The 19,524-nt window shown below is 69.2% G+C and carries 17 protein-coding genes, 2 tRNA genes and 1 pseudogene; 13 read left to right on the top strand and 7 right to left on the bottom strand.

Annotated elements, in window-relative coordinates; all coding sequences use genetic code 11:
- Window positions 1–2 precede the first annotated feature (2 nt).
- From yidD to rpmH, 3 genes are read right to left on the bottom strand one after another with little or no spacing between them, the layout of a single operon-like run.
- On the bottom strand, window positions 3–299 hold the full coding sequence (gene yidD / locus KBX71_RS13285) for a membrane protein insertion efficiency factor YidD (protein WP_210818220.1): 297 nt from the start codon (window positions 297–299) through the stop codon (window positions 3–5).
- A complete protein-coding gene (rnpA, locus tag KBX71_RS13280) occupies window positions 296–712 on the bottom strand; it encodes a ribonuclease P protein component (RefSeq protein ID WP_210818219.1) in 417 nt (138 codons plus the stop codon). The genes yidD and rnpA overlap by 4 nt, the downstream gene beginning before the upstream one ends.
- A 34-nt stretch (window positions 713–746) precedes the next feature.
- A complete protein-coding gene (gene rpmH / locus KBX71_RS13275; RefSeq protein ID WP_007453904.1) occupies window positions 747–884 on the bottom strand; it encodes a 50S ribosomal protein L34 in 138 nt (45 codons plus the stop codon).
- A 625-nt stretch (window positions 885–1,509) separates the two neighbouring features.
- Here rpmH and dnaA point away from each other — a divergent pair.
- The 5 genes from dnaA (at window position 1,510) to KBX71_RS13250 (ending at window position 7,912) form a co-directional block, all read left to right on the top strand.
- Window positions 1,510–3,339, top strand: a complete 1,830-nt coding sequence (gene dnaA, locus KBX71_RS13270) for a chromosomal replication initiator protein DnaA (RefSeq protein ID WP_210818218.1) — start codon at window positions 1,510–1,512, stop codon at window positions 3,337–3,339.
- A gap of 776 nt (window positions 3,340–4,115) precedes the next feature.
- The gene (gene dnaN, locus KBX71_RS13265) at window positions 4,116–5,249 is read left to right on the top strand and encodes a DNA polymerase III subunit beta (RefSeq protein ID WP_196920367.1); all 1,134 of its coding nucleotides are present in this window, start codon (window positions 4,116–4,118) and stop codon (window positions 5,247–5,249) included.
- Window positions 5,250–5,288: 39 nt separating this feature from the next.
- On the top strand, window positions 5,289–6,161 hold the full coding sequence (gene gnd / locus KBX71_RS13260; RefSeq protein ID WP_210818217.1) for a phosphogluconate dehydrogenase (NAD(+)-dependent, decarboxylating): 873 nt from the start codon (window positions 5,289–5,291) through the stop codon (window positions 6,159–6,161).
- Between the two features lie 16 nt (window positions 6,162–6,177).
- Complete coding sequence (gene recF, locus KBX71_RS13255; protein ID WP_196928942.1) at window positions 6,178–7,311, top strand: DNA replication/repair protein RecF; 1,134 nt, start codon at window positions 6,178–6,180, stop codon at window positions 7,309–7,311.
- On the top strand, window positions 7,301–7,912 hold the full coding sequence (locus tag KBX71_RS13250) for a DUF721 domain-containing protein (RefSeq protein ID WP_210818216.1): 612 nt from the start codon (window positions 7,301–7,303) through the stop codon (window positions 7,910–7,912). Before recF ends, KBX71_RS13250 begins: the two co-directional genes overlap by 11 nt.
- 9 nt (window positions 7,913–7,921) lie before the next feature.
- On the opposite strand, the gene KBX71_RS13245 is transcribed toward KBX71_RS13250, so the two are convergent.
- Window positions 7,922–8,149 carry a hypothetical protein gene (locus KBX71_RS13245; RefSeq protein ID WP_210818215.1) on the bottom strand — a complete coding sequence of 76 codons (228 nt, stop codon included), beginning with the start codon at window positions 8,147–8,149 and terminating at the stop codon, window positions 7,922–7,924.
- 126 nt (window positions 8,150–8,275) lie between these two features.
- Here KBX71_RS13245 and KBX71_RS13240 point away from each other — a divergent pair, with 126 nt between their 5' ends.
- Window positions 8,276–8,764, top strand: a complete 489-nt coding sequence (locus KBX71_RS13240) for a MarR family winged helix-turn-helix transcriptional regulator (RefSeq protein ID WP_210818214.1) — start codon at window positions 8,276–8,278, stop codon at window positions 8,762–8,764.
- Here the strand turns inward: KBX71_RS13240 and KBX71_RS13235 are convergent.
- Window positions 8,749–9,303: a hypothetical protein gene (locus KBX71_RS13235; RefSeq protein ID WP_196928940.1), complete on the bottom strand. Its 555-nt coding sequence runs from the start codon at window positions 9,301–9,303 to the stop codon at window positions 8,749–8,751. The two genes, KBX71_RS13240 and KBX71_RS13235, sit on opposite strands and share 16 nt — an antisense overlap.
- 521 nt (window positions 9,304–9,824) lie before the next feature.
- Between KBX71_RS13235 and gyrB the strand changes: the two genes are divergently transcribed.
- The 6 genes from gyrB (at window position 9,825) to KBX71_RS13205 (ending at window position 17,117) form a co-directional block, all read left to right on the top strand.
- Complete coding sequence (gyrB, locus tag KBX71_RS13230; RefSeq protein ID WP_210818213.1) at window positions 9,825–11,771, top strand: DNA topoisomerase (ATP-hydrolyzing) subunit B; 1,947 nt, start codon at window positions 9,825–9,827, stop codon at window positions 11,769–11,771.
- Between the two features lie 130 nt (window positions 11,772–11,901).
- On the top strand, window positions 11,902–15,681 hold the full coding sequence (gene gyrA, locus KBX71_RS13225; RefSeq protein WP_210818212.1) for an intein-containing DNA gyrase subunit A: 3,780 nt from the start codon (window positions 11,902–11,904) through the stop codon (window positions 15,679–15,681).
- 4 nt (window positions 15,682–15,685) lie between these two features.
- The gene (locus tag KBX71_RS13220; RefSeq protein ID WP_210818211.1) at window positions 15,686–16,603 is read left to right on the top strand and encodes a DUF3566 domain-containing protein; all 918 of its coding nucleotides are present in this window, start codon (window positions 15,686–15,688) and stop codon (window positions 16,601–16,603) included.
- Window positions 16,604–16,754: 151 nt separating this feature from the next.
- Window positions 16,755–16,828: transfer RNA gene (locus KBX71_RS13215), tRNA-Ile, on the top strand.
- A gap of 42 nt (window positions 16,829–16,870) precedes the next feature.
- Window positions 16,871–16,999, top strand: a complete 129-nt coding sequence (locus KBX71_RS13210) for a DLW-39 family protein (protein ID WP_209444550.1) — start codon at window positions 16,871–16,873, stop codon at window positions 16,997–16,999.
- 42 nt (window positions 17,000–17,041) lie between these two features.
- Window positions 17,042–17,117 (top strand) — tRNA-Ala (locus KBX71_RS13205).
- 82 nt (window positions 17,118–17,199) lie between these two features.
- Here the strand turns inward: KBX71_RS13205 and KBX71_RS13200 are convergent.
- Window positions 17,200–17,580: a VOC family protein gene (locus KBX71_RS13200; RefSeq protein ID WP_210818210.1), complete on the bottom strand. Its 381-nt coding sequence runs from the start codon at window positions 17,578–17,580 to the stop codon at window positions 17,200–17,202.
- Between the two features lie 157 nt (window positions 17,581–17,737).
- Entirely contained in the window at window positions 17,738–18,322 is a 585-nt protein-coding gene (locus KBX71_RS13195) for an ABATE domain-containing protein (RefSeq protein ID WP_210818209.1), read from the bottom strand.
- 127 nt (window positions 18,323–18,449) lie between these two features.
- Here KBX71_RS13195 and KBX71_RS33680 point away from each other — a divergent pair.
- A pseudogene (locus KBX71_RS33680) lies at window positions 18,450–19,307 on the top strand (MFS transporter); the annotation flags it as partial.
- Window positions 19,308–19,524 lie beyond the last annotated feature (217 nt).

The following is a 19,524-nucleotide window of genomic DNA, read 5'->3' as shown; positions in this document are numbered from 1 at the left end:
ACTCAATTCGGGGCTCCAGTCACATCAGCACGGCGGCGGCCGCCCGGCTCCGGAACCGGGTCATATCCACCAGGGTGAAAGGGGTGGCAGCGCAACAACCGCCGGACCGCCAGCACGGCTCCCCGGGGCGCGCCGTGTCGAGCGATCGCCTCCTGGGCGTACGCACTGCACGACGGGTAGAACCGGCAGCGTGCCGGCAGTGCCGGACTTATCCACCGACGGTACGCGATGATGGGCGCGATCAGCACCTTGGCACCGGTTGTCGACGGGCGTGGGCTGCTCTGCTCGGTGCCGCTCATCGGGACCGCCGCTCGCGGGGCGATCTGGCGACCGCGATGGCGGCGTCCAGGTCGGTGGCGAGCCGGGGGTACGACGCCTGCGCCGCGGCGGGGAGCGCCCGGACGACAAGGGTGCTGCCGGCGGGCAGGGCGGTCAGTCGTTCCCGGACCAGCGCCCGCAGTCGACGCCGGACCCGGTTACGGGTCACCGCGTTGCCGACCGCCTTGGACACGACGAAGCCGGCACGGGACGGCACGGACGACTGCTCCGCACTGTTGTCCCGTACCGGCTCCGGCGAGGTCGGTGTGCTGGGGTCGACGGTCACCGGCACGGCCAGGTGGACCACGACGGCGCCACGTCCGGCGCGTCGGCCACCACGAACCGCTGCGGCGAAGTCAGTGCTGCGCCGCAGTCGCTGTGCGGCGGCCAGCACGACTGCTCACGTCCCCTGGACCGGCCCGGTCGGCTCAGGCCGACAGGGTGGTGCGACCCTTGGCACGACGGCTCGACAGGATGGCACGGCCGGCACGGGTGCGCATGCGCAGCCGGAAGCCGTGGGTCTTCGCGCGCCGGCGGTTGTTCGGCTGGTAGGTGCGCTTGCTCACGTCAGGCTCTCCGTTTTCGTACGCGCCCCGCGCGACGGGATCGCCGGGGTCGTGTGGTGGTCCAGGCCACCTCGAGGGTGGCCCACGATCGGTGCTGCCCGGCGGAACGGGACCTCGGCGATGCGGGGATGCGACCGCGGACAGCAAGCACCCATCACCCTAGCAGAGGGCGAGAAAGCAGCCGTTCCAGCCTACGCAGGGGGGCAATGACCGTCAAACACCCCGAGCAGCGAACAACAGGACGCGCCCGAGGCCGGAGGGCGGTTTTCGCTGATGCCGACAGAGGCGCCGCCGCGTCGCCGGTTGATGGCGCAGGGACAACGCTGTTACCGTGCCCGATTGCGGTGAGCGTCGGAAGCTCCGGTCGTCGCGCAGGCAAGACCGGACAAGGCAGTGAATCGTTCGGCACGGTGAACCCGCTTCGGCGCCCGTTCAGGCAGGGGCAGGTGCCACCCGCGTCCGGCGGCGGCCACAATCGGTCGGTACACAGGCTGTGGATAACTTGTGGATGACCACCGGTCGACCGTCCGGGTGGGTGTTGTTCCACCCGCGAACGCGGCGGGCCCGGGACGGCCGGCTGGCAGACAGCGGCGGCCGGGAGCAGAGGCGAGGGGGTGGCACGACGGTGGCCGGTACAACCGACCTTGCCGCAGTGTGGTTAGCGGCGACCGACGAGCTCGCCGACGAGATCATCTCCGCCCAGCAGCGTGCCTATCTCCGACTGACCCGGCTGCGAGCGATCGTCGAGGACACCGCACTGCTCTCCGTCCCGGACGCGTTCACCCGCGACGTGATCGAGTCACGGCTACGCCCGGCGATCACCGAGGCGCTCACCCGCCGGCTGGGCCGACCGATCCAGGTCGCGGTCACCGTTCGGGTTGCCGAGGACGCGACCGGCCGACCGGCCGGCACCGTCTACCGCAGCGCCCCGGAGACCGGGCAGCTGGACATCGACGGCCCGGGCGTCGCGCCGTTCGACGACGGCCAGGGTGCTCGACCGTCGGGCGACGCGATGATCCCTGAGCAGTCACCCGCTCCGCATACCCCTGATCCGGTGGCGCCGCCCGCGCCGGCGGGTCCGCCGCTCGCGCCGACCGCCGACGGGCACCGCTCGGGGCTGATTCCGGCCAGCAGGGACGGGCAGGAGGCGTTGTTCAGCGCCTCCTTCGCGGAGCCCATGCGGCCGCCCCGTCCGGGCCCGGACCGGCGCGGCTACGACGAGCAGGCCGCGCGACTGGACGCACCCGGCCCGGACACCCGGCCCTACGAGCCCCGCTACCGCGAAGACTCGGCGTCACCGCGCGACCAGCACGTGATCCGCTCGCTCCCCCGGGACAGCGGAACGGACAGCGGCCCGGGCCGCAGCGCGGTGGACCATCGGCCCGGTGGCCGCGACGACCGCCGGTTGCCCGGTGCCGACACCGGTGGCAACCGGCTCAACCCGAAGTACATGTTTGAGACGTTCGTCATCGGCTCGTCCAACCGCTTCGCCCACGCGGCGAGCGTGGCGGTGGCGGAGTCGCCGGCGAAGGCGTACAACCCGCTGTTCATCTACGGGCACTCCGGGTTGGGCAAGACCCACCTGTTGCACGCCATCGGGCACTACGCCACGACGCTCGGCAATGCCCGCTCGGTCCGGTACGTCTCGACCGAGGAATTCACAAACGACTTCATCAACTCGCTCCGGGACGACAAGACCAGCGCGTTCCAGCGGCGCTACCGCGACGTCGACATCCTGTTGATCGACGACATCCAGTTCCTGGAGAACCGCGAGCGCACCCAGGAGGAGTTCTTCCACACCTTCAACACCCTGCACAACGCCAACAAGCAGATCGTGATCACCTCTGACCGGTCGCCGCGTCAGCTCGCCACCCTCGAGGACCGGATGCGAACCCGGTTCGAGTGGGGGCTGCTGGCCGACATCCAGCCGCCGGATCTGGAGACCCGGATCGCGATCCTGCAGAAGAAGGCGGCGCAGGAGCGGATGTACGCCCCGCCGGACGTGTTGGAGTTCATCGCCTCCCGGGTGTCGAACTCGATCCGGGAGTTGGAGGGCGCGCTGATCCGGGTGACCGCGTTCGCCAGCCTGACCCGGTCGACGGTCGAGCTGTCGCTGGCCGAGGAGGTCCTTCGGGACTTCATGCCCGACGGCGCCGGTCCGGAGATCAACGCCGACCAGATCATGGCCTCGACCGCTGACTACTTCGGGGTGAGCCTGGAGGATCTGCGCGGCCAGTCCAGGTCCCGGGTGCTGGTCAACGCCCGCCAGGTGGCCATGTACCTGTGCCGGGAGTTGACCGAGCTGTCGCTGCCCCGGATCGGGCAGGCGTTCGGTGGCCGGGACCACACCACTGTGATGCACGCCGACCGCAAGATTCGTCAGCAGATGGCGGAGCGCCGCTCGCTGTACAACCAGATCGCCGAGCTGACCAACCGGATCAAGCAGAACAGCTGAGGCGTACGACCGCCGCGCGGCGGCGCACAGCCCGGGACACGCCCGGCCGGATCTCTCCGGCCGGGCGTTCTTTTTGGTCCTCCAGCTGGACTCTCGACATGGTGTAGACCACAGCATCGAGGCCGTGACCGCCTCGATCCCCACTCGTTGTCCACAGCTCGTTATCCACAGTCGGTGGATAACTACGGTCCGTCCTCCGCCAGTTACCCACAGGCTGTGGAGAAACCCTGTGGACGAGGCTGTGGACGCCTGGGGACGACCGTCACGTTATCCACCGATCATCATCAACCTGTGTACGAGCTGTTGAAGGTTCTGGGGATGACGGCAATGGTGATCTTCCCCGCGATCCACAGGCTTGGGGAGAAAGTCGGTGGATTACCGGTGGACAACCGGTGGACAACTGTGGACAACCGGCCGCCGGAGCTGGGCTGTGGACACGCAAGCCGGTTGTACCCCCGGTTCTCCACAGCTAAATCACCGGTGGATAACCTGTCTGAGCTGCGCAGACGCCGGTTTTCCACAGTTTGCACAGGTGCGATGAAGACGATGAGTTATCTCTTCTAAGAGAACAAAAACCAATCATCACCGTTGGGCTTTCTGTGGATCGGGCCGAACGCTGCCGGATCAGCCGGTCAGCATCGACACGAACCATGGGGTCGGGCGCACAGCCGATGTCCCCGCGCCCTAAGGTGCGATGGGTACCCGCACGGTCGGGCGGGACGGTAGGCAGCGGTCGGCATGAGAGAGTTGTCGCTGACGTCGACGCGGAGGCATTGATGAAGTTCCGAGTGGAGCGCGACGCGCTCGCCGAGGCTGTGGCGTGGACCGCGAAAAGCCTGCCCAACCGGCCATCCGTACCGGTGCTCGCCGGGGTGATGCTCCGCGTCACCGACGGCAACCTGCGGGTCTCCGGGTTCGACTACGAGGTCTCCAGTCAGGTGACCGTCGAGGTGCAGGGCGACGCCGACGGCGCCGCGCTCGTCTCCGGCCGCCTGCTCGCCGAGATCACCAAGGCTCTGCCGGCCAAGCCGGTCGACATCGCCGCGGTCGGCGCGCACCTGGAGTTGGTCTGCGGCAGCGCCCGGTTCACCCTGCCCACCATGCCGGTGGAGGATTACCCAGCGCTGCCCGAGATGCCGCAGAGCGCCGGCACTGTCGACGCCGCCGCGTTCGCCACCGCGGTGTCCCAGGTGGCCATCGCGGCCGGTCGTGACGAGACACTGCCGATGATGACCGGCGTCCGCGTCGAGCTGTCCGGCGACACGCTGTCGATGCTCGCCACCGACCGTTACCGGTTGGCGCTACGCGAGATCCAGTGGCGGCCGGACGACCCCGAGGTGAGCATCAACGCCCTGGTGCCGGCCCGCACCCTGAACGACACCGCCAAGGCTCTCGGCCCGCTGGGCGGCGAGGTCACCCTCGCCCTGGCCCAGGGCGCCGCGGGAGAGGGCATGGTCGGTCTCGCGGGCGGCACCCGACGCACCACCAGCCGTCTGCTCGACGGCGCCAACTACCCGCCGGTGCGCTCGCTCTTCCCGGCCACGCACAACGCCGCGGCCCGGGTGCCGGTCAGCACGCTGATCGAGGTGGTCAAGCGGGTCGCGCTGGTCGCCGAACGGACCACCCCGGTGCTGCTCAGCTTCAGCGCCGACGGCCTGGTGGTCGAGGCCGGCGGTTCCGAGGAGGCACGGGCCAGCGAGGCGATGGAGGCCACCTTCACCGGTGACCCGCTGACCATCGGCTTCAACCCGCAGTACCTCATCGACGGTCTGGCAAACCTGGGCGCCCAGACGGCCGTGCTCTCATTCGTCGACGCCTTCAAACCCGCGGTGATCTCACCCGCTGGCGAGGATGGCGAGGTCATTCCGGGGTACCGGTACCTCATCATGCCGATCCGCGTCTCGCGCTGATCGCGCCCAGCAACACCAGATCCACGGAGGTAGAAAGACATGCAGCTCGGCCTGGTAGGACTCGGCCGTATGGGCGGCAACATGCGGGAGCGGTTGCGTTCGGCCGGGCACGAGGTGGTCGGCTTGGACCACAACGCGCAGATCAGCGACGTCACGACCGTCGCGGGCCTGGCAGAGAAGCTTGAGTCCCCGCGCGTGGTCTGGGTCATGGTGCCCGCCGGTGTCACCGACGCGACCATCGACGAGCTCGCCGAGGTGCTCGGCGAGGGCGACATCATCATCGACGGCGGCAACTCGCGCTTCAGCGACGACGCCCCCCGCGCCGAGCGGCTCAACAAGCGGGGCATCGGCTACGTGGACGTCGGGGTCTCCGGCGGCGTCTGGGGCCGGCAGAACGGCTACGGGCTGATGGTCGGCGGCGCCCAGGAGCACGTGGACCGCCTGATGCCGATCTTCAACGCGCTCAAGCCGGAGGGCGAGTTCGGGTTCGTGCACGCCGGCCCGGTCGGTGCCGGGCACTACTCGAAGATGGTGCACAACGGCATCGAGTACGGGCTGATGCACGCCTACGCCGAGGGCTACGAGCTGATGGCCGCCTCGGAGCTGGTGACCAACGTGCCGGGTGTCATCAAGTCCTGGCGGGAGGGCACAGTCGTCCGTTCGTGGTTGCTCGACCTACTGGACCGGGCGCTCGACGAGGACCCGGAGCTGGCCGACCTGAGCGGCTACACGGAGGACACCGGCGAGGGCCGGTGGACGGTCGACGAGGCGGTCCGGCTGGCCGTGCCGCTGAACGTCATCACCGCGTCGCTGTTCGCCCGGTTCGCCTCGCGGCAGGACGACTCGCCCGCCATGAAGGCCGTCTCCGCGCTGCGTCAGCAGTTCGGTGGCCACGCCGTCCACAAGTCCTGAGCGGTATCCACAACCTGTGTATGTTCACCGGCTGGAACTTGTCGACTTCCGCTCGTACGAGCGGGTGGCCGTCGACCTCCAGCCGGGGGCGAACGTCCTGATCGGCGCCAACGGCGTCGGCAAGACCAACCTCGTCGAGGCGCTGGGCTACGTGGCGACCCTGGACTCACACCGGGTCGCCACGGACGCACCTCTGGTCCGGATGGGCGCCACCTCCGCGGTGATTCGCTGCGCGGTGGTGCACGACGGCCGCGAACTCCTGGTCGAGCTGGAGATCGTGCCCGGCAAGGCCAACCGGGCCCGACTGGGCCGCTCACCGGCGCGGCGGGCTCGGGACGTGCTCGGGGCGCTCCGGCTGGTGCTCTTCGCCCCGGAAGATCTTGAGCTGGTCCGGGGCGACCCGTCCGAGCGCCGGCGCTACCTGGACGACCTCCTGGTCAACCGACAGCCTCGGTACGCGGGTGTGCGGGCCGACTACGAGCGGGTCGTCAAGCAACGCAACGCCCTGCTGCGCACCGCGTACCTGGCCCGCAAGACCGGTGGGTCGCGGGGCGGTGACCTCGGCACGCTCGCGGTCTGGGACACCCACCTGGCCCAGCACGGCGCGGAGCTGCTCGCCGGCCGCCTGGAGCTGGTGGCCGCGCTCACCCCGCACGTGGCCAAGGCGTACGACGCGGTGGCCGCCGGTCGGGGTGCGGCGAGCATCGCCTACCGACCTTCGATCGAGCTGGCCGAGCCGACCACCGACCGGGCCGCGCTGGCCGAGGCGCTGACGGCGGCCCTGGCCGCGTCCCGTTCCGCCGAGATCGAGCGGGGCACCACCCTGGTCGGCCCACACCGCGACGAGTTGGCCCTGAGTCTCGGCCCGCTGCCGGCGAAGGGGTACGCCAGCCACGGCGAGTCGTGGTCGTTCGCTCTCGCGCTGCGGCTGGCCGGGTACGACCTGTTGCGCGCCGACGGCATCGAGCCGGTGCTGGTGCTCGACGACGTCTTCGCGGAGTTGGACACCGGCCGCCGCGAGCGGTTGGCGGAGCTGGTGGGCGGTGCGAGTCAGCTGCTGGTCACCTGCGCGGTGGACGACGACGTGCCGGCCGCTCTGCGCGGCATCCGCTACCAGGTCGGCGAAGGGACGGTACGCCGTGTCGGATGAGCCAGGCACCAAACGGCCGGCGACAGGTGACGGCCCGGCTGCGCGTACCCCGAAGGCGACGGAGGGATCGGCGGGCGGTGAGCCGGCGGCGGCCGCCAGCGGGCCGGAGCTGGCCCGGGCGGTGCTCGACGCGGCGCTGTCCCGGCGGCAGGCGGCGGCCCGCGCGCGGCGTGCCCCCGGCGGCGGCGACGCTGCCGGCGGCTCGGGGCGGCGGCTGCGCGGCTACTCCGGCCCCGGCCCCGACCCGCGTGATCCGCAGCCACTCAGTGCCGTGCTCAACCGGCTGGTGAAAGCGCGTGGCTGGCAGCAGCCGGCGGCCGAGGCCACCGTTTTCGGCGCCTGGGAGCGGGTCGTCGGCGCGGAGGTCGCGCAGAACAGCCGCCCGGTGAAGCTGGAGAACGGCGAGCTGACCGTGGAGGCGCGCTCGACCGCCTGGGCCACGCAGCTGCGGCTGCTGGCCGGCTCGCTGCTCAAGCAGATCGCCAGCGAGGTCGGCCACAACGTGGTGCGCAAGCTGCACATTCACGGCCCGGCCGCGCCCTCCTGGGGGAAGGGCCCGCGCCGGGTACGTGGGCGGGGCCCCCGCGACACGTACGGCTGAGCCGACCCCTCAGCCGCGCCGGTCGGCCTCGCGGGCTGCCCGCTTGCGTTCCCGCTGCTCCCGGGTGAAGCGCTTGCGCTCGGCCAGGTCGCGTTTCCACGCCTCGCGGGCCTCGGCCGAGCCGCCCTGGACCGCGCCCTGCACACCCTCGGCCGGGCCGGCGAGGTGCCGGAAGGCCCAGCGCATCAGTCGGCCACCCTCGCCCTGGGCCCTGGTGACCGCGCTGTCCTCGCTCATCTGCCGCCCTCTTCCCCGCGTCGCCTCGCCGGGTCTCGCCCGTCGCACGAGCGAGACCGTTGGGGCACCAATGGTTGGTGTACCAATGATCGGTACGATAGTCATCGTGCGGAGAGAGGGCAACCGATGAGCGAACGACCGGACGGCGTCGACCCGCTGGCCCTGGAGCAGCAGGTCTGCTTCGCCCTCTCGGTCGCCGCGCGCAGCGTGGTGGCCGTCTACCGCCCGCTCCTGGAACCGATGGGGCTGACCCACCCGCAGTACCTGGTGATGTTGGCGCTCTGGCAGCACGCGCCGTTGTCCGGCCGCGACCTCAGTCGCCTGCTCCAGCTCGACCCGGGCACGCTGTCACCGCTGCTCAAGCGGCTGGAGGCGGCCGGCTACCTGCGCCGGGAACGCGACAGGAGTGACGAGCGCAGCCTCGCCGTCACCCTCACCGCCAGCGGCGCGGCGCTGCGGAGTCAGGCAGAGCTGATCCCGGCCGCGATCGTGCAGCGACTCGGACTGCCCGTCGAGGACCTGCAACACCTGCACGCGGTGCTCACGCAGCTGATCTCGGCCGCCAACCGACCGGCCGCCTCGGAGGCCGACACGGCGGCTCAGGCGTCGGCGTAGACGGCGAACCCGCGCTCGGCGCAGCGCCGGTAGAACGCCGCCAGCACGCCCAGCTCGGCGCAGGTGAAGTTCCACTGCGGCGGGTCACCGCTCTCGTCGCGCAGCGCGTCGAGCCGGCTCTCCAGCCAGCGCAGCTGCTGCTCGGCCAACCGACCGTCGCCGAGCAGCGAGCGCAGCACGGTGCTCACCGACTCGAAGGTGACCGCCTCGCCGTTCGCTCGGTGCGCGGCCACGAACCTCTCGATCCCGCTCGCGATCCACGAGCAGCCGTCCGGATCGATCACCGGGTCCTCGTCCTCGGCGGCGGCGTCTGTGGCGTACAACACACCTTCGAGGCCGAGCAGCAGATCCACCAACTCGGTGTACGCGGTCGCCCGGATGGTGCCGGTCTTCGCGATCAGCTCGGCCAGCGCCGCGGTCGGCGCGGAAATGCGCGGCAGGTCGACGATCTCGCCGAAGTCGACGAACTCGGCCGGCGCGACCGGATCGTAGAAGCGGCCGGTACGCGGCCAGTGCACCGCGACGTTGTCCAGCCCCATCTGTCACCTCTTAAAGAGCACGTGTCGGGTCGATCGGGTCGATCGTCCCGGTTCCAACCGGTAAAGATCAAGGTTGGTTCCGGGGCGCCGCAAACGTACGGCACGGACGCTTTGGCCGCGACCCCCGACCCGCCCGACCGCGGGTCAACCCGTTCCGGGACGGCGCGTGCGATGGGACCCTGGCGTGTGGGGGGAGTCGTGGGGGACGTGGTTCTGCCGGCTATGGACTTCTCAGCCGCCTCTCTGAGGGTGCCGAGTGGTGGTTCTGTCCTCCGCGCACAGTAGGATTGACAGCGAGACGAAGACCCGGTGCGGGAGTGGGACGGGGCCGGTGGCCCAGATTCATTCTCCACGTCGGGTCGAGCCGATCGCGATCCGCGGGCAACCGCGGCGACCGGCGCGTTCGACCCGCTGTCCGGAGGTCTCCGGCGCCGGTCCGCGCGCCGACGTCGCGTCCTGTCCGCCGAACCCGCGCCCGACGCGCCCCTACCGGCGCGGCTGACGCGAGAAAGTGGCCGAGGGTGGCAGCGCAGGACAAGCAGGAGTACGGCGCAGAGTCGATCACCGTTCTCGAGGGGCTGGAGGCGGTTCGCAAGCGGCCCGGTATGTACATCGGGTCCACCGGCGAGCGCGGTCTGCACCACCTCGTCTGGGAGGTCGTCGACAACGCGGTCGACGAGGCGCTGGCCGGTTACTGCGACACCATCGACGTGGTGCTGCTCGCCGACGGTGGCGTCCGGGTCACCGACAACGGCCGTGGTTTCCCGGTCGACCTCCACCCGAAGCTCAAGAAGCCGGGTGTCGAGGTCGCGCTCACCATCCTGCACGCGGGTGGCAAGTTCGACGGCAAGGCGTACGCGGTCTCCGGCGGCCTGCACGGCGTCGGCGTCTCCGTGGTGAACGCGCTCTCCACCAAGATGTTCGTCGAGATCCACAAGTCCGGCTCCGTGTGGCGGCAGCACTACACCAACTCCAAGCCGGGCCCGCTGGAGAAGGGCGAGACCACCGACCGCACCGGCTCGGCCGTCTCCTTCTGGCCCGACCCCGACGTCTTCGAGACCGTCGACTTCGACTTCCAGACCATCTACCGGCGCCTGCAGGAGATGGCCTTCCTCAACCGCGCCCTCCGCATCCACCTGCTCGACGAGCGGGTGGCCGAGGAGGAGGACGGCCGGCAACGCGAGGTCACCTTCTACTACGAGGGCGGCATCGCGGACTTCGTCCGACACCTCAACGCCTCGAAGAGCCCGATCCACAAGACCGTGGTCGAGTTCGAGGCCGAGGAGGAGGGCATGTCACTCGAGATCGCCATGCAGTGGAACGAGTCGTACGGCGAGTCGGTCTACACCTTCGCCAACACGATCAACACCCACGAGGGCGGCACCCACGAGGAGGGCTTCCGGTCCGCGCTGACCAGCGTGGTCAACCGGTACGGCACCGACAAGAAGCTGCTCAAGGGCGACGAGAAGCTCTCCGGCGAGGACATCCGCGAAGGGCTCGCGGCGATCATCTCGGTCAAGCTGGCCAACCCGCAGTTCGAGGGCCAGACCAAGACCAAGCTGGGCAACACCCCGGTGAAGAGCTTCGTGCAGCGCGTCTGCAACGACCGGCTGGTCGACTGGTTCGACCGCAACCCGGCCGAGGCCAAGATGATCATCACGAAGGCATCCCAGGCGGCCCGGGCCCGGATCGCCGCGCAGCAGGCGCGCAAGCTGGCCCGGCGCAAGTCGCTGCTGGAGTCCGGCTCGATGCCGGGCAAGTTGGCCGACTGCCAGTCGACCGACCCCCGCGAGTCCGAGGTGTTCATCGTCGAGGGTGACTCGGCCGGTGGCTCGGCCAAGCAGGGTCGCGACCCACGGACCCAGGCGATCCTGCCGATCCGCGGCAAGATCCTCAACGTGGAGAAGGCCCGGATCGACCGGGTTCTGAAGAACAACGAGGTCCAGGCGCTGATCACCGCGCTGGGCACCGGCATCCACGACGACTTCGACATGGAGAAGCTGCGGTACCACAAGGTCGTGCTGATGGCCGACGCGGACGTCGACGGCCAGCACATCCAGACGCTGCTGCTCACCCTGCTGTTCCGCTTCATGCGTCCGCTTGTCGAGATGGGCAACGTCTACCTGGCAGCCCCGCCGCTCTACAAGATCAAGTGGAACAAGAAGGGCGACGACGCCCAGTACGCGTACTCCGACCGCGAGCGGGACGGTCTGATCTTGCTGCGCCAGCAGAAGAAGCCGAACGCCAAGCCGGACGACATCCAGCGCTTCAAGGGCCTCGGCGAGATGAACTATCCCGAGCTGTGGGAAACCACTATGAACCCGGCGACGCGTACCCTGCGTCAGGTCACTCTCGACGACGCGGCGACCGCCGACGAGTTGTTCAGTGTGCTGATGGGTGAGGACGTCGAGGCGCGCCGGTCGTTCATTCAGCGCAACGCCAAGGACGTGCGGTTCCTGGACATCTGACGGACTGCTGCGGATCGGTCGGGCACTGCCCGACCGATCCGTCGGTCCACAGAGTTATCCACAGCTTGGCCGGTATCCACAGCGGTTATCCACAGCACGAAAACGACTCTGCGTCTGATAAGGGTATACAGTGACCGATTCTCCCGAGTCCACACCGAACGAGCCCGAGGTCCCCGCCGAGGCCATCGCCGCGGTGGTCGCGCACGACCGGATCGAACCGGTCGGGCTCGAGGTGGAGATGCAGCGCTCCTACCTCGACTACGCGATGAGCGTCATCGTCGGTCGCGCGCTGCCGGACGTCCGGGACGGCCTCAAGCCGGTCCACCGCAAGATCCTCTACGCGATGTTCGACTCCGGCTACCGTCCGGACCGCGGCTACGTGAAGTGCTCCCGTGTCGTCGGTGACGTGATGGGTCAGTTCCACCCGCACGGCGACTCGGCGATCTACGACGCGCTGGTCCGGATGGCGCAGTCCTGGTCGCTGCGCTACCCGCTGGTCGACGGCAACGGCAACTTCGGCTCGCCCGGTAATGATCCGGCTGCCGCGATGCGATACTGCGTCACGGCAGATGTCCGGATTCGTACCGCTGAGGGCAGTGTCCGGGTCGGCGACATCGTGCCCGGCGCGGCGCCGTCCAGCGAGACCGACATCGACCTCAAGGTCCGCGACCGCAACGGCGACCTGGTCCGCGCCTCCAAGTTCTTCCACTCCGGCGAGCACCCCACGCTGCGGCTGCGCACCCGTGAGGGGTACGAGCTGACCGGCACCCACAACCACCCGGTGCTCTGCCTGGTGGACGTCGCCGGCGTGCCGACCCTGCTGTGGAAGCTGCTCGCCGAGATCTCCCCGGGCGACCGGGTCGTTCTCCAGCGCTCGGTGCCGGACGAGATCGGCTACCCGATGCTGGAGCACGTCGAGGCGGCCGTCCTCGCGGGTGCTTACGTCAGCGAGGGTTGGACCTCCGCCGATCGGGTTGGGTTTGACAATTGCGACCGGGAGTTCTTTGTCCGAGTCCTGGCTGCCTACGACCTTGCCGTGGGCGGTCGACGCTGGGTCGGCACCGAGACGACGGTCACCGGTAAGACGCTGCACAAGCTGCGGGGCTGGACCTCCGATTTCACTGGCTCGATTCTCGGTGACCTGGTGGGGGCGCGTAGCGCCGCGAAGTTCGTTCCCGAGTTCGTCTGGCAGGGGCCGGCCGCGGTCAAGCGCGCGTTCCTCCAGGCGCTCTTCGAGGGCGACGGTTCGTCATCGCTGCTGCCGCGCAGCACCATCCAGGTCTCGTACTCGACACGTAGTGAGCGGTTGGCCCGCGAGGTCCAGCAGTTGCTGTTGGAGTTCGGCGTGATCAGCCGGCAGACCCGCTACGACAATGGCGAGATCAAGGTCGTGGTGACCAACCGCCGCGACGCCCGCATCTTCGCCGCGCAGGTCGGCTTCCTCGGCCGGAAGCAGGCCAAGCTGGACGCCGAGCTGGCCCAGGTGCCGGCGAGCAGCACCGCGCTCTCCAGCGACCACGTGCCGCTGGTCGGTGAGTTCATCCGCGAGCACGGCGCGCAGCGCTGGACCGAGCGGGACTGGCTGCGCCGGCACAACGTGGACCGGGTGGAGCGGTGGGAGCGGGACCGCGACGAGATCGCCGCCCGGATCACCAACACCGAGGTGCTCGACGTGGTCGAGCCGCTGGTCGACGGGCGCTTTTACTACGCCGAGGTGGCGCAGATCACCGACGCTGGCGTCCAGGCGGTCTACAGCGTCCGGGTCGACACCGACGACCACTCGTTCGTCTCCGACGGCTTCGTCAGCCACAACACCGAGTGCAAGCTCGACCCGCTCGCCATGGAGATGCTGCGGGACATCGACGAGGACACCGTCGACCTGCAGGACAACTACGACGGCCGGGCCAAGGAGCCCACCATCCTGCCGTCGCGGATCCCCAACCTCCTGGTGAACGGCTCCGAGGGCATCGCTGTCGGCATGGCCACCAAGATCCCGCCGCACAACCTGCGGGAGATCGGCGCGGCGGTGCAGTGGTGCCTGGAGCACCCGGAGGAGGACGAGGAGACCACCCTCGAAGCCCTGCTCGGCATCGTCAAGGGCCCGGACTTCCCGACCCACGGCCTGATCGTCGGCACCACCGCGATCCAGGACGCGTACCGCACCGGTCGCGGCTCGATCCGGATGCGGGCAGTGGTGGAGGTCGAGGAGGACAAGCGGGGCCGCCCGTGCCTGGTCGTCAGCGAGCTGCCCTACCAGGTCAACCCGGACAACCTCGCCGAGCGGATCGCCGAGCTGATCAAGGAGGGCAAGCTCGCCGGGATCGCCGACATCCGCGACGAGTCCTCCGGTCGTACCGGCATGCGGATCGTCCTGGTGCTCAAGCGCGACGCGGTCGCGAAGGTCGTGCTGAACAACCTCTACAAGCACACCCAGCTCCAGGAGACCTTCGGCGCCAACATGCTGGCCCTCGTCGACGGGGTGCCGCGCACGCTCAACCTGGCCCAGTTCCTCCGCTACTACGTCGAGCACCAGATCGACGTGATCCGCCGGCGGACCGCGTTCCGGCTGCGCAAGGCCGAGGAGCGGGCACACATCCTGCGCGGCCTGGGCAAGGCGCTGGACGCGTTGGACGAGGTGATCGCCCTGATCCGGCGTTCGCCGACCGTGGACGACGCCCGGCAGGGCCTGATCCGGCTGCTGGAGATCGACGAGATCCAGGCGACCGCGATCCTGGACATGCAGCTGCGCCGGCTCGCCGCTCTGGAGCGGCAGCGGATCGTGGACGACCTGGCCAAGCTCGAGATCGAGATCGCCGACCTCAAGGACATCCTCGCCAAGCCGGAGCGGCAGCGGCGGATCGTCTCGGAGGAGCTGGGCGAGATCGTCACCAAGTGGGGCGACGAACGGCGGACGCAGATCATCCCGTTCGACGGCGAGGTCTCGATGGAGGACCTCATCGCCCGCGAGGACGTGGTCGTCACGATCACCCGCACCGGGTACGCCAAGCGGACCAAGGTCGACCTGTACCGCTCGCAGCGGCGCGGCGGTAAGGGCGTCAGTGGCGCCACGCTGCGGCAGGACGACATCGTCAGCCACTTCTTCGTCTGCTCGACCCACGACTGGATCTTGTTCCTCACGAACAAGGGCCGTGTCTACCGGGCCAAGGCGTACGAGTTGCCGGAGGCCAGTAGGGTAGCCAAGGGCCAACACGTGGCCAATCTGCTCGCCTTCCTACCCGACGAGCAGATAGCGCAGATCATTGAGATCCCGAACTACCAGGTAGCCCCCTATCTGGTACTGGCCACGAAGAACGGCCTGGTGAAGAAGACGCGGCTCGAGGAGTTCGACTCCAACCGTTCCGGCGGCATCATCGCGATCAACCTGCGCGATGAGGACGAGCTGGTCGGTGCTGCGCTGGTTGCGCCGGAGAACGATCTGCTGCTGGTCTCGAAGAAGGCACAGGCGATCCGGTTCAACGCCTCGGACGAGGCGTTGCGGCCGATGGGCCGGGCCACCTCGGGCGTGATCGGCATGCGCTTCACGGACGACGACGTCCTGCTCGCCATGGAAGTCGTGCGGGAAGGTTTGGACGTGCTGGTGGCCACGAACGGGGGATACGCGAAGCGGACCCCGATCGAGGAATACCCGGTGCAGGGCCGGGGAGGTAAGGGCGTGTTGACTGCAAAGATCACCGAACGGCGCGGTGGTCTGGTTGGCGCGGTGGTGATCGATCCGGACGACGAGCTGTTCGCGATCACCAGCAACGGTGGTGTCATTCGGACTCCGGTGAAGCCTGTACGCCGTACGCGTGACCGGAACACAATGGGGGTCAAGCTGATGGACCTCCCGGACGGCGTGACTATCGTGGCGATTGCTCGCAATGCCGACGAGCCTGACGAACAGGACTAGTTGAATGACGGAGACACAGGCGAAGTCGGGGAACTCGGGGACCTCGGCCAACCCGGTCGACGAGGAGGCCGCCAAGGGCGGCACACCAGCGACCGGCCGCGCGGCCGTAGGCCGGGCGACGGTCCCCGCCGACGCGCCTGCCCCGAAGTTCACCAGGGCTCCGGGTATGACACCGCCGCCGGAGCAGCCTGGCGAGGACGGGGGGTCGGGCGACAAGGCCGAGGCGTCCAGCGCCGAGACGCCGACGTCGTCGGTCGCCGCCAACCCTCCGGGGCCGGCGGCGGCACCCTCGGCCCGTCCGGCCACCACCCAGCCGATCGGTGTCCGGCCCGGTCCGGCGGCGTCGACCGGGTCCACCGGCACCCAGCCGCGGATCACACCGGGCATGACCCAGCCGCAGCCGGACTCGGCGCGTACCGCTGCGGCTGCCGGCCGTCCGGCCAGCGGCGGTGGCCTGCCGCCGGGGATCGGTAACGCGTCCGCCGTCGGAGCCGCCCGCGTCGGTGACGCGGTGCGTGCGGCGCGTACGTCGGTCAGTTCGGCCGCCTCCCGCGGACCGCGCCGGGCCCGGCTGAACCTGAAGCGGATCGACCCGTGGTCCGTGATGAAGTTCGCATTCGCGGTGTCGGTGGTGCTGTTCATCGTCGTGGTGGTCGCCACCTCGGTGCTGTACCTGGCGCTGGACGCGATGGGTGTGTTCCAGAGCGTCAACGAGAGCCTGAGTGACCTGGTCAACGCCGGCGGTGGGCAGAGCACCAGCGGCTTCCAGATCACCGCCAAGGGCGTGATCCTCAGCTCGGCGCTGATCGGCCTGGTCAACGTGGTGTTGTTCACCGCGCTGGCCACGCTCGGCGCGTTCGTCTACAACGTCTGCGCTGACCTGGTCGGTGGGATCGAGCTGACCCTCGCCGAGCGGGACTGAGCCACCGGGACGCCGGAGCACCGCTGAATGCGGTCGCTCCGGCGTCTCGTACTCCTGTAGGTTTTGCAGGTGGCGACGGGCCCGGCTCGTAGGCCCGGACCCCGATTTGGGGCTGGCAGAGCGGATGGGTTAATCTTGCTCGTCGCAACGCGGGGCTATAGCTCAGTCGGTTAGAGCGCAGAGCTGATAACTCTGAGGTCGATGGTTCGATTCCATCTAGCCCCACCGCAAGTCGTCCGACGGTAGTCGAGCGCGAGGGGTCGCCCCATGTTCAAGAAGCTGCTGATTCTGGCTGGCGTCGTCGGTGTAGCCGCCGTCGTGTTCAACAAGATCAAGGCGTCGAACGACGAGCGTGCCCTGTGGCACGAGGCGACCACCGCGCCCGATCTGCGCTGACGTCGGGCCCGGCGACGAGCGATCGTCGCCGCAGCCACTCAAGGGGCCCTAGCTCAACTGGCAGAGCACTGCCTTTGCAAGGCAGGGGTTAGGGGTTCGAGTCCCCTGGGCTCCACCAAGCTCCGGCGCAGGTCACCGGGCTCTTCTCCCTCCTGATTCTGAATTGTCGGCGGCTGCGTCGATCGTTTGGGCGAGGGCCGTCAGAGTGGGTCGAGGCGGCGCCTGAGTAGGCAGAATTCGTTGCCTTCTGGATCGGCGAGGACGTGCCAGGACGCATCCGCAGGCTGACCGATGTCGACGAGTTTGGCCCCGGCGGCCAGGAGGCGCTCGAGTTCGGCGTCCTGATCGCGGTCGGTGGGGTTGACGTCGATGTGCAGCCGGGCATGCCCGTTCTTCGGCTCGTCGTCGCGGATGAGGAAGATCGTCGGCTGTGGGCCGCCGAACCCTTCGCGCGGGCCTATCTCGATGTAAACCCCCTCTTCGCGATCGAGCTCTCTGAAGTCGAGGATCTCGCACCAGAACCGCGCCAGCACCTCGGGATCGCGGCACTTGAGCACGATCTCACCGATACGGCATGCCATTGACGAAACCTACTCTCAGCATGGGAACTGCCGGGGCGGCCGCATGCGGATCTCATGGGCTTCCCGCAGTGCGAACGAGGTCGCGATCGTATCGGGCGGGGCGAGTCAGGGGTTCGAGTCCCCTGGGCTCCACCAACACTCACTGTTGGCTCGGCGCTCACCGCGTCGCACGTGTGCGTCGCGCGGCGACGTAGCGGCGGATCTTCTCGGTAGTTCCGCAGTCGTCCATGCTGCACCAGCGGCGACTGCGGTTCTTGCTCTCGTCGATAAAGATGAAGCGGCAGCCTCCGCATCCCTTGATCCGGTCCAGCGGCCCGCCGGTGAGTAGTTGGACCGCTGCGTGCGCCACTGGCCGTAGCGGCCGGACCAGCGTCCGGTCATCCCGCCAGGCCCACCCGAACGTGCTTCCACGCTCGAGTTGTGCGTGGGCGAGCGCGTCGGCTTCGTCGTTCCTCAGTTGGGCCAGTGCGCGCGCGTTCGGGCTCTCTCCGGCGGCCAGCGGTCGGAATATCTCGTCGAGATTGTCGCGGGTGCGCTGCGCTCGCGCGAAGGCAGCGTGGGCGCCGTCTGGATCGGTGTGAGACAGCCGGCGCATCGCTGCGGCCTCGGTCTCGGTGAGGGCGCCCGCGTACACGCCCCAGTCGACCAACCCTGGGTAGCCGGTGAGCACGTCGTCGTCCGCGGGCCCGACGGGTGGACCGGTGCGGGTGTTGATGAAGTCCAGGGCGAGGTTGCCGCCCACCAGGTGCATCCGCCTGACGCCCTCATCTGTTTCCATCAAAGCCGACTTTACCAGTTGACCCTGCGCCGAGGCATCACTAGCTTGTTTCTGGCATACATCTTTTAGCCGGTAACAGTGGGAGCGTCGGATGGACCGCAGACGGGCAGTGGGCGCGCTGATCGGCCTCGCCGGGGGGACGTTCCTCTACACCACCGCCGAGGCGCTGCCGATCGGCCTGCTGCTCCCGATGGCCACGGACCTGGCCGTCTCACCGTCGCAAGTGGGCATGCTCGTCACCGCGTACGGCGCGGTGGTCGTCGTCGCATCGATCCCGTTGACGGTGCTGGCCAGGAAGGTCCCTCGGCGGCGACTCCTGTCGGTGCTCCTGGCCGGCTTCGTCGTCAGCACCGCGACGACGGTGTTCGCGAGCACGTTCCCGCTGCTGCTGGCGACCAGGATGGCAACCGCGGCGACCCATGCGTTGTTCTGGGCGGTGGTGGTTCCGGCCGCGGCTGAGCTGTTCCGACCCGCACTGCGCGGGCGGGTGGTCGCGATCGTGTTCGCCGGCGGCAACGTCGCCCTGCTCCTGGGAGTGCCCGTGGGCACCTGGCTGGGCGAACGGGCCGGCTGGCGCATGTCGTTCCTGGCGGTGGCCGGGCTCGGCGCGGTTGTGCTCGTCGTGGTCGCCTCGCTGCTGCCCTCGACTCCGCCCGACCAGGGACATGCCGCTCGGGGCGCGACGCCCGACATCTACCGCTTCTGGCTGCTGGTCGCGGTGGCTGTCCTGGCGACCGCCGGCGCCATCGCCGCCTACACCTACGTCGCTCTCTTCGTGACCGAGGTCAGCGGGTTCGCCGCCTCGTCGGTCGGGGCCATCCTGCTGGCGCGAGGTGTCGCCAGCGTGCTCGGGATCCTCGCCGTCGGAGCGGTGGTGGACCGCAGCCCCTGGCTCGCCCTGGTCACGACAGTCGCGTTGCAGTCGGTGGCGCTGCTCGGGTTGTACGCGCTCGGCCACCGGCCGTACGTGGCCGTCGGCCTACTCGCTCTGGCCGGGCTGGCGTTCGCGGCGTTCACCGCAGCGCTCGGAGGCGTCGTGTTGCAGGTGGCGCCCGGGCGCTCCGACATCGCAGCCGCCACCGTCTCTGCCGCTGTCAACGTCGGCATCACCGGTGGCGCCCTGGTCGCCGGGTTCGCGCTACCGAGCCACGGTGTGCACAGCACGG

This window comes from Micromonospora sp. D93, assembly GCF_018070365.1.
Taxonomy (GTDB): domain Bacteria; phylum Actinomycetota; class Actinomycetes; order Mycobacteriales; family Micromonosporaceae; genus Micromonospora; species Micromonospora ureilytica.
This window is presented reverse-complemented; position numbering and strand designations above follow the sequence as displayed.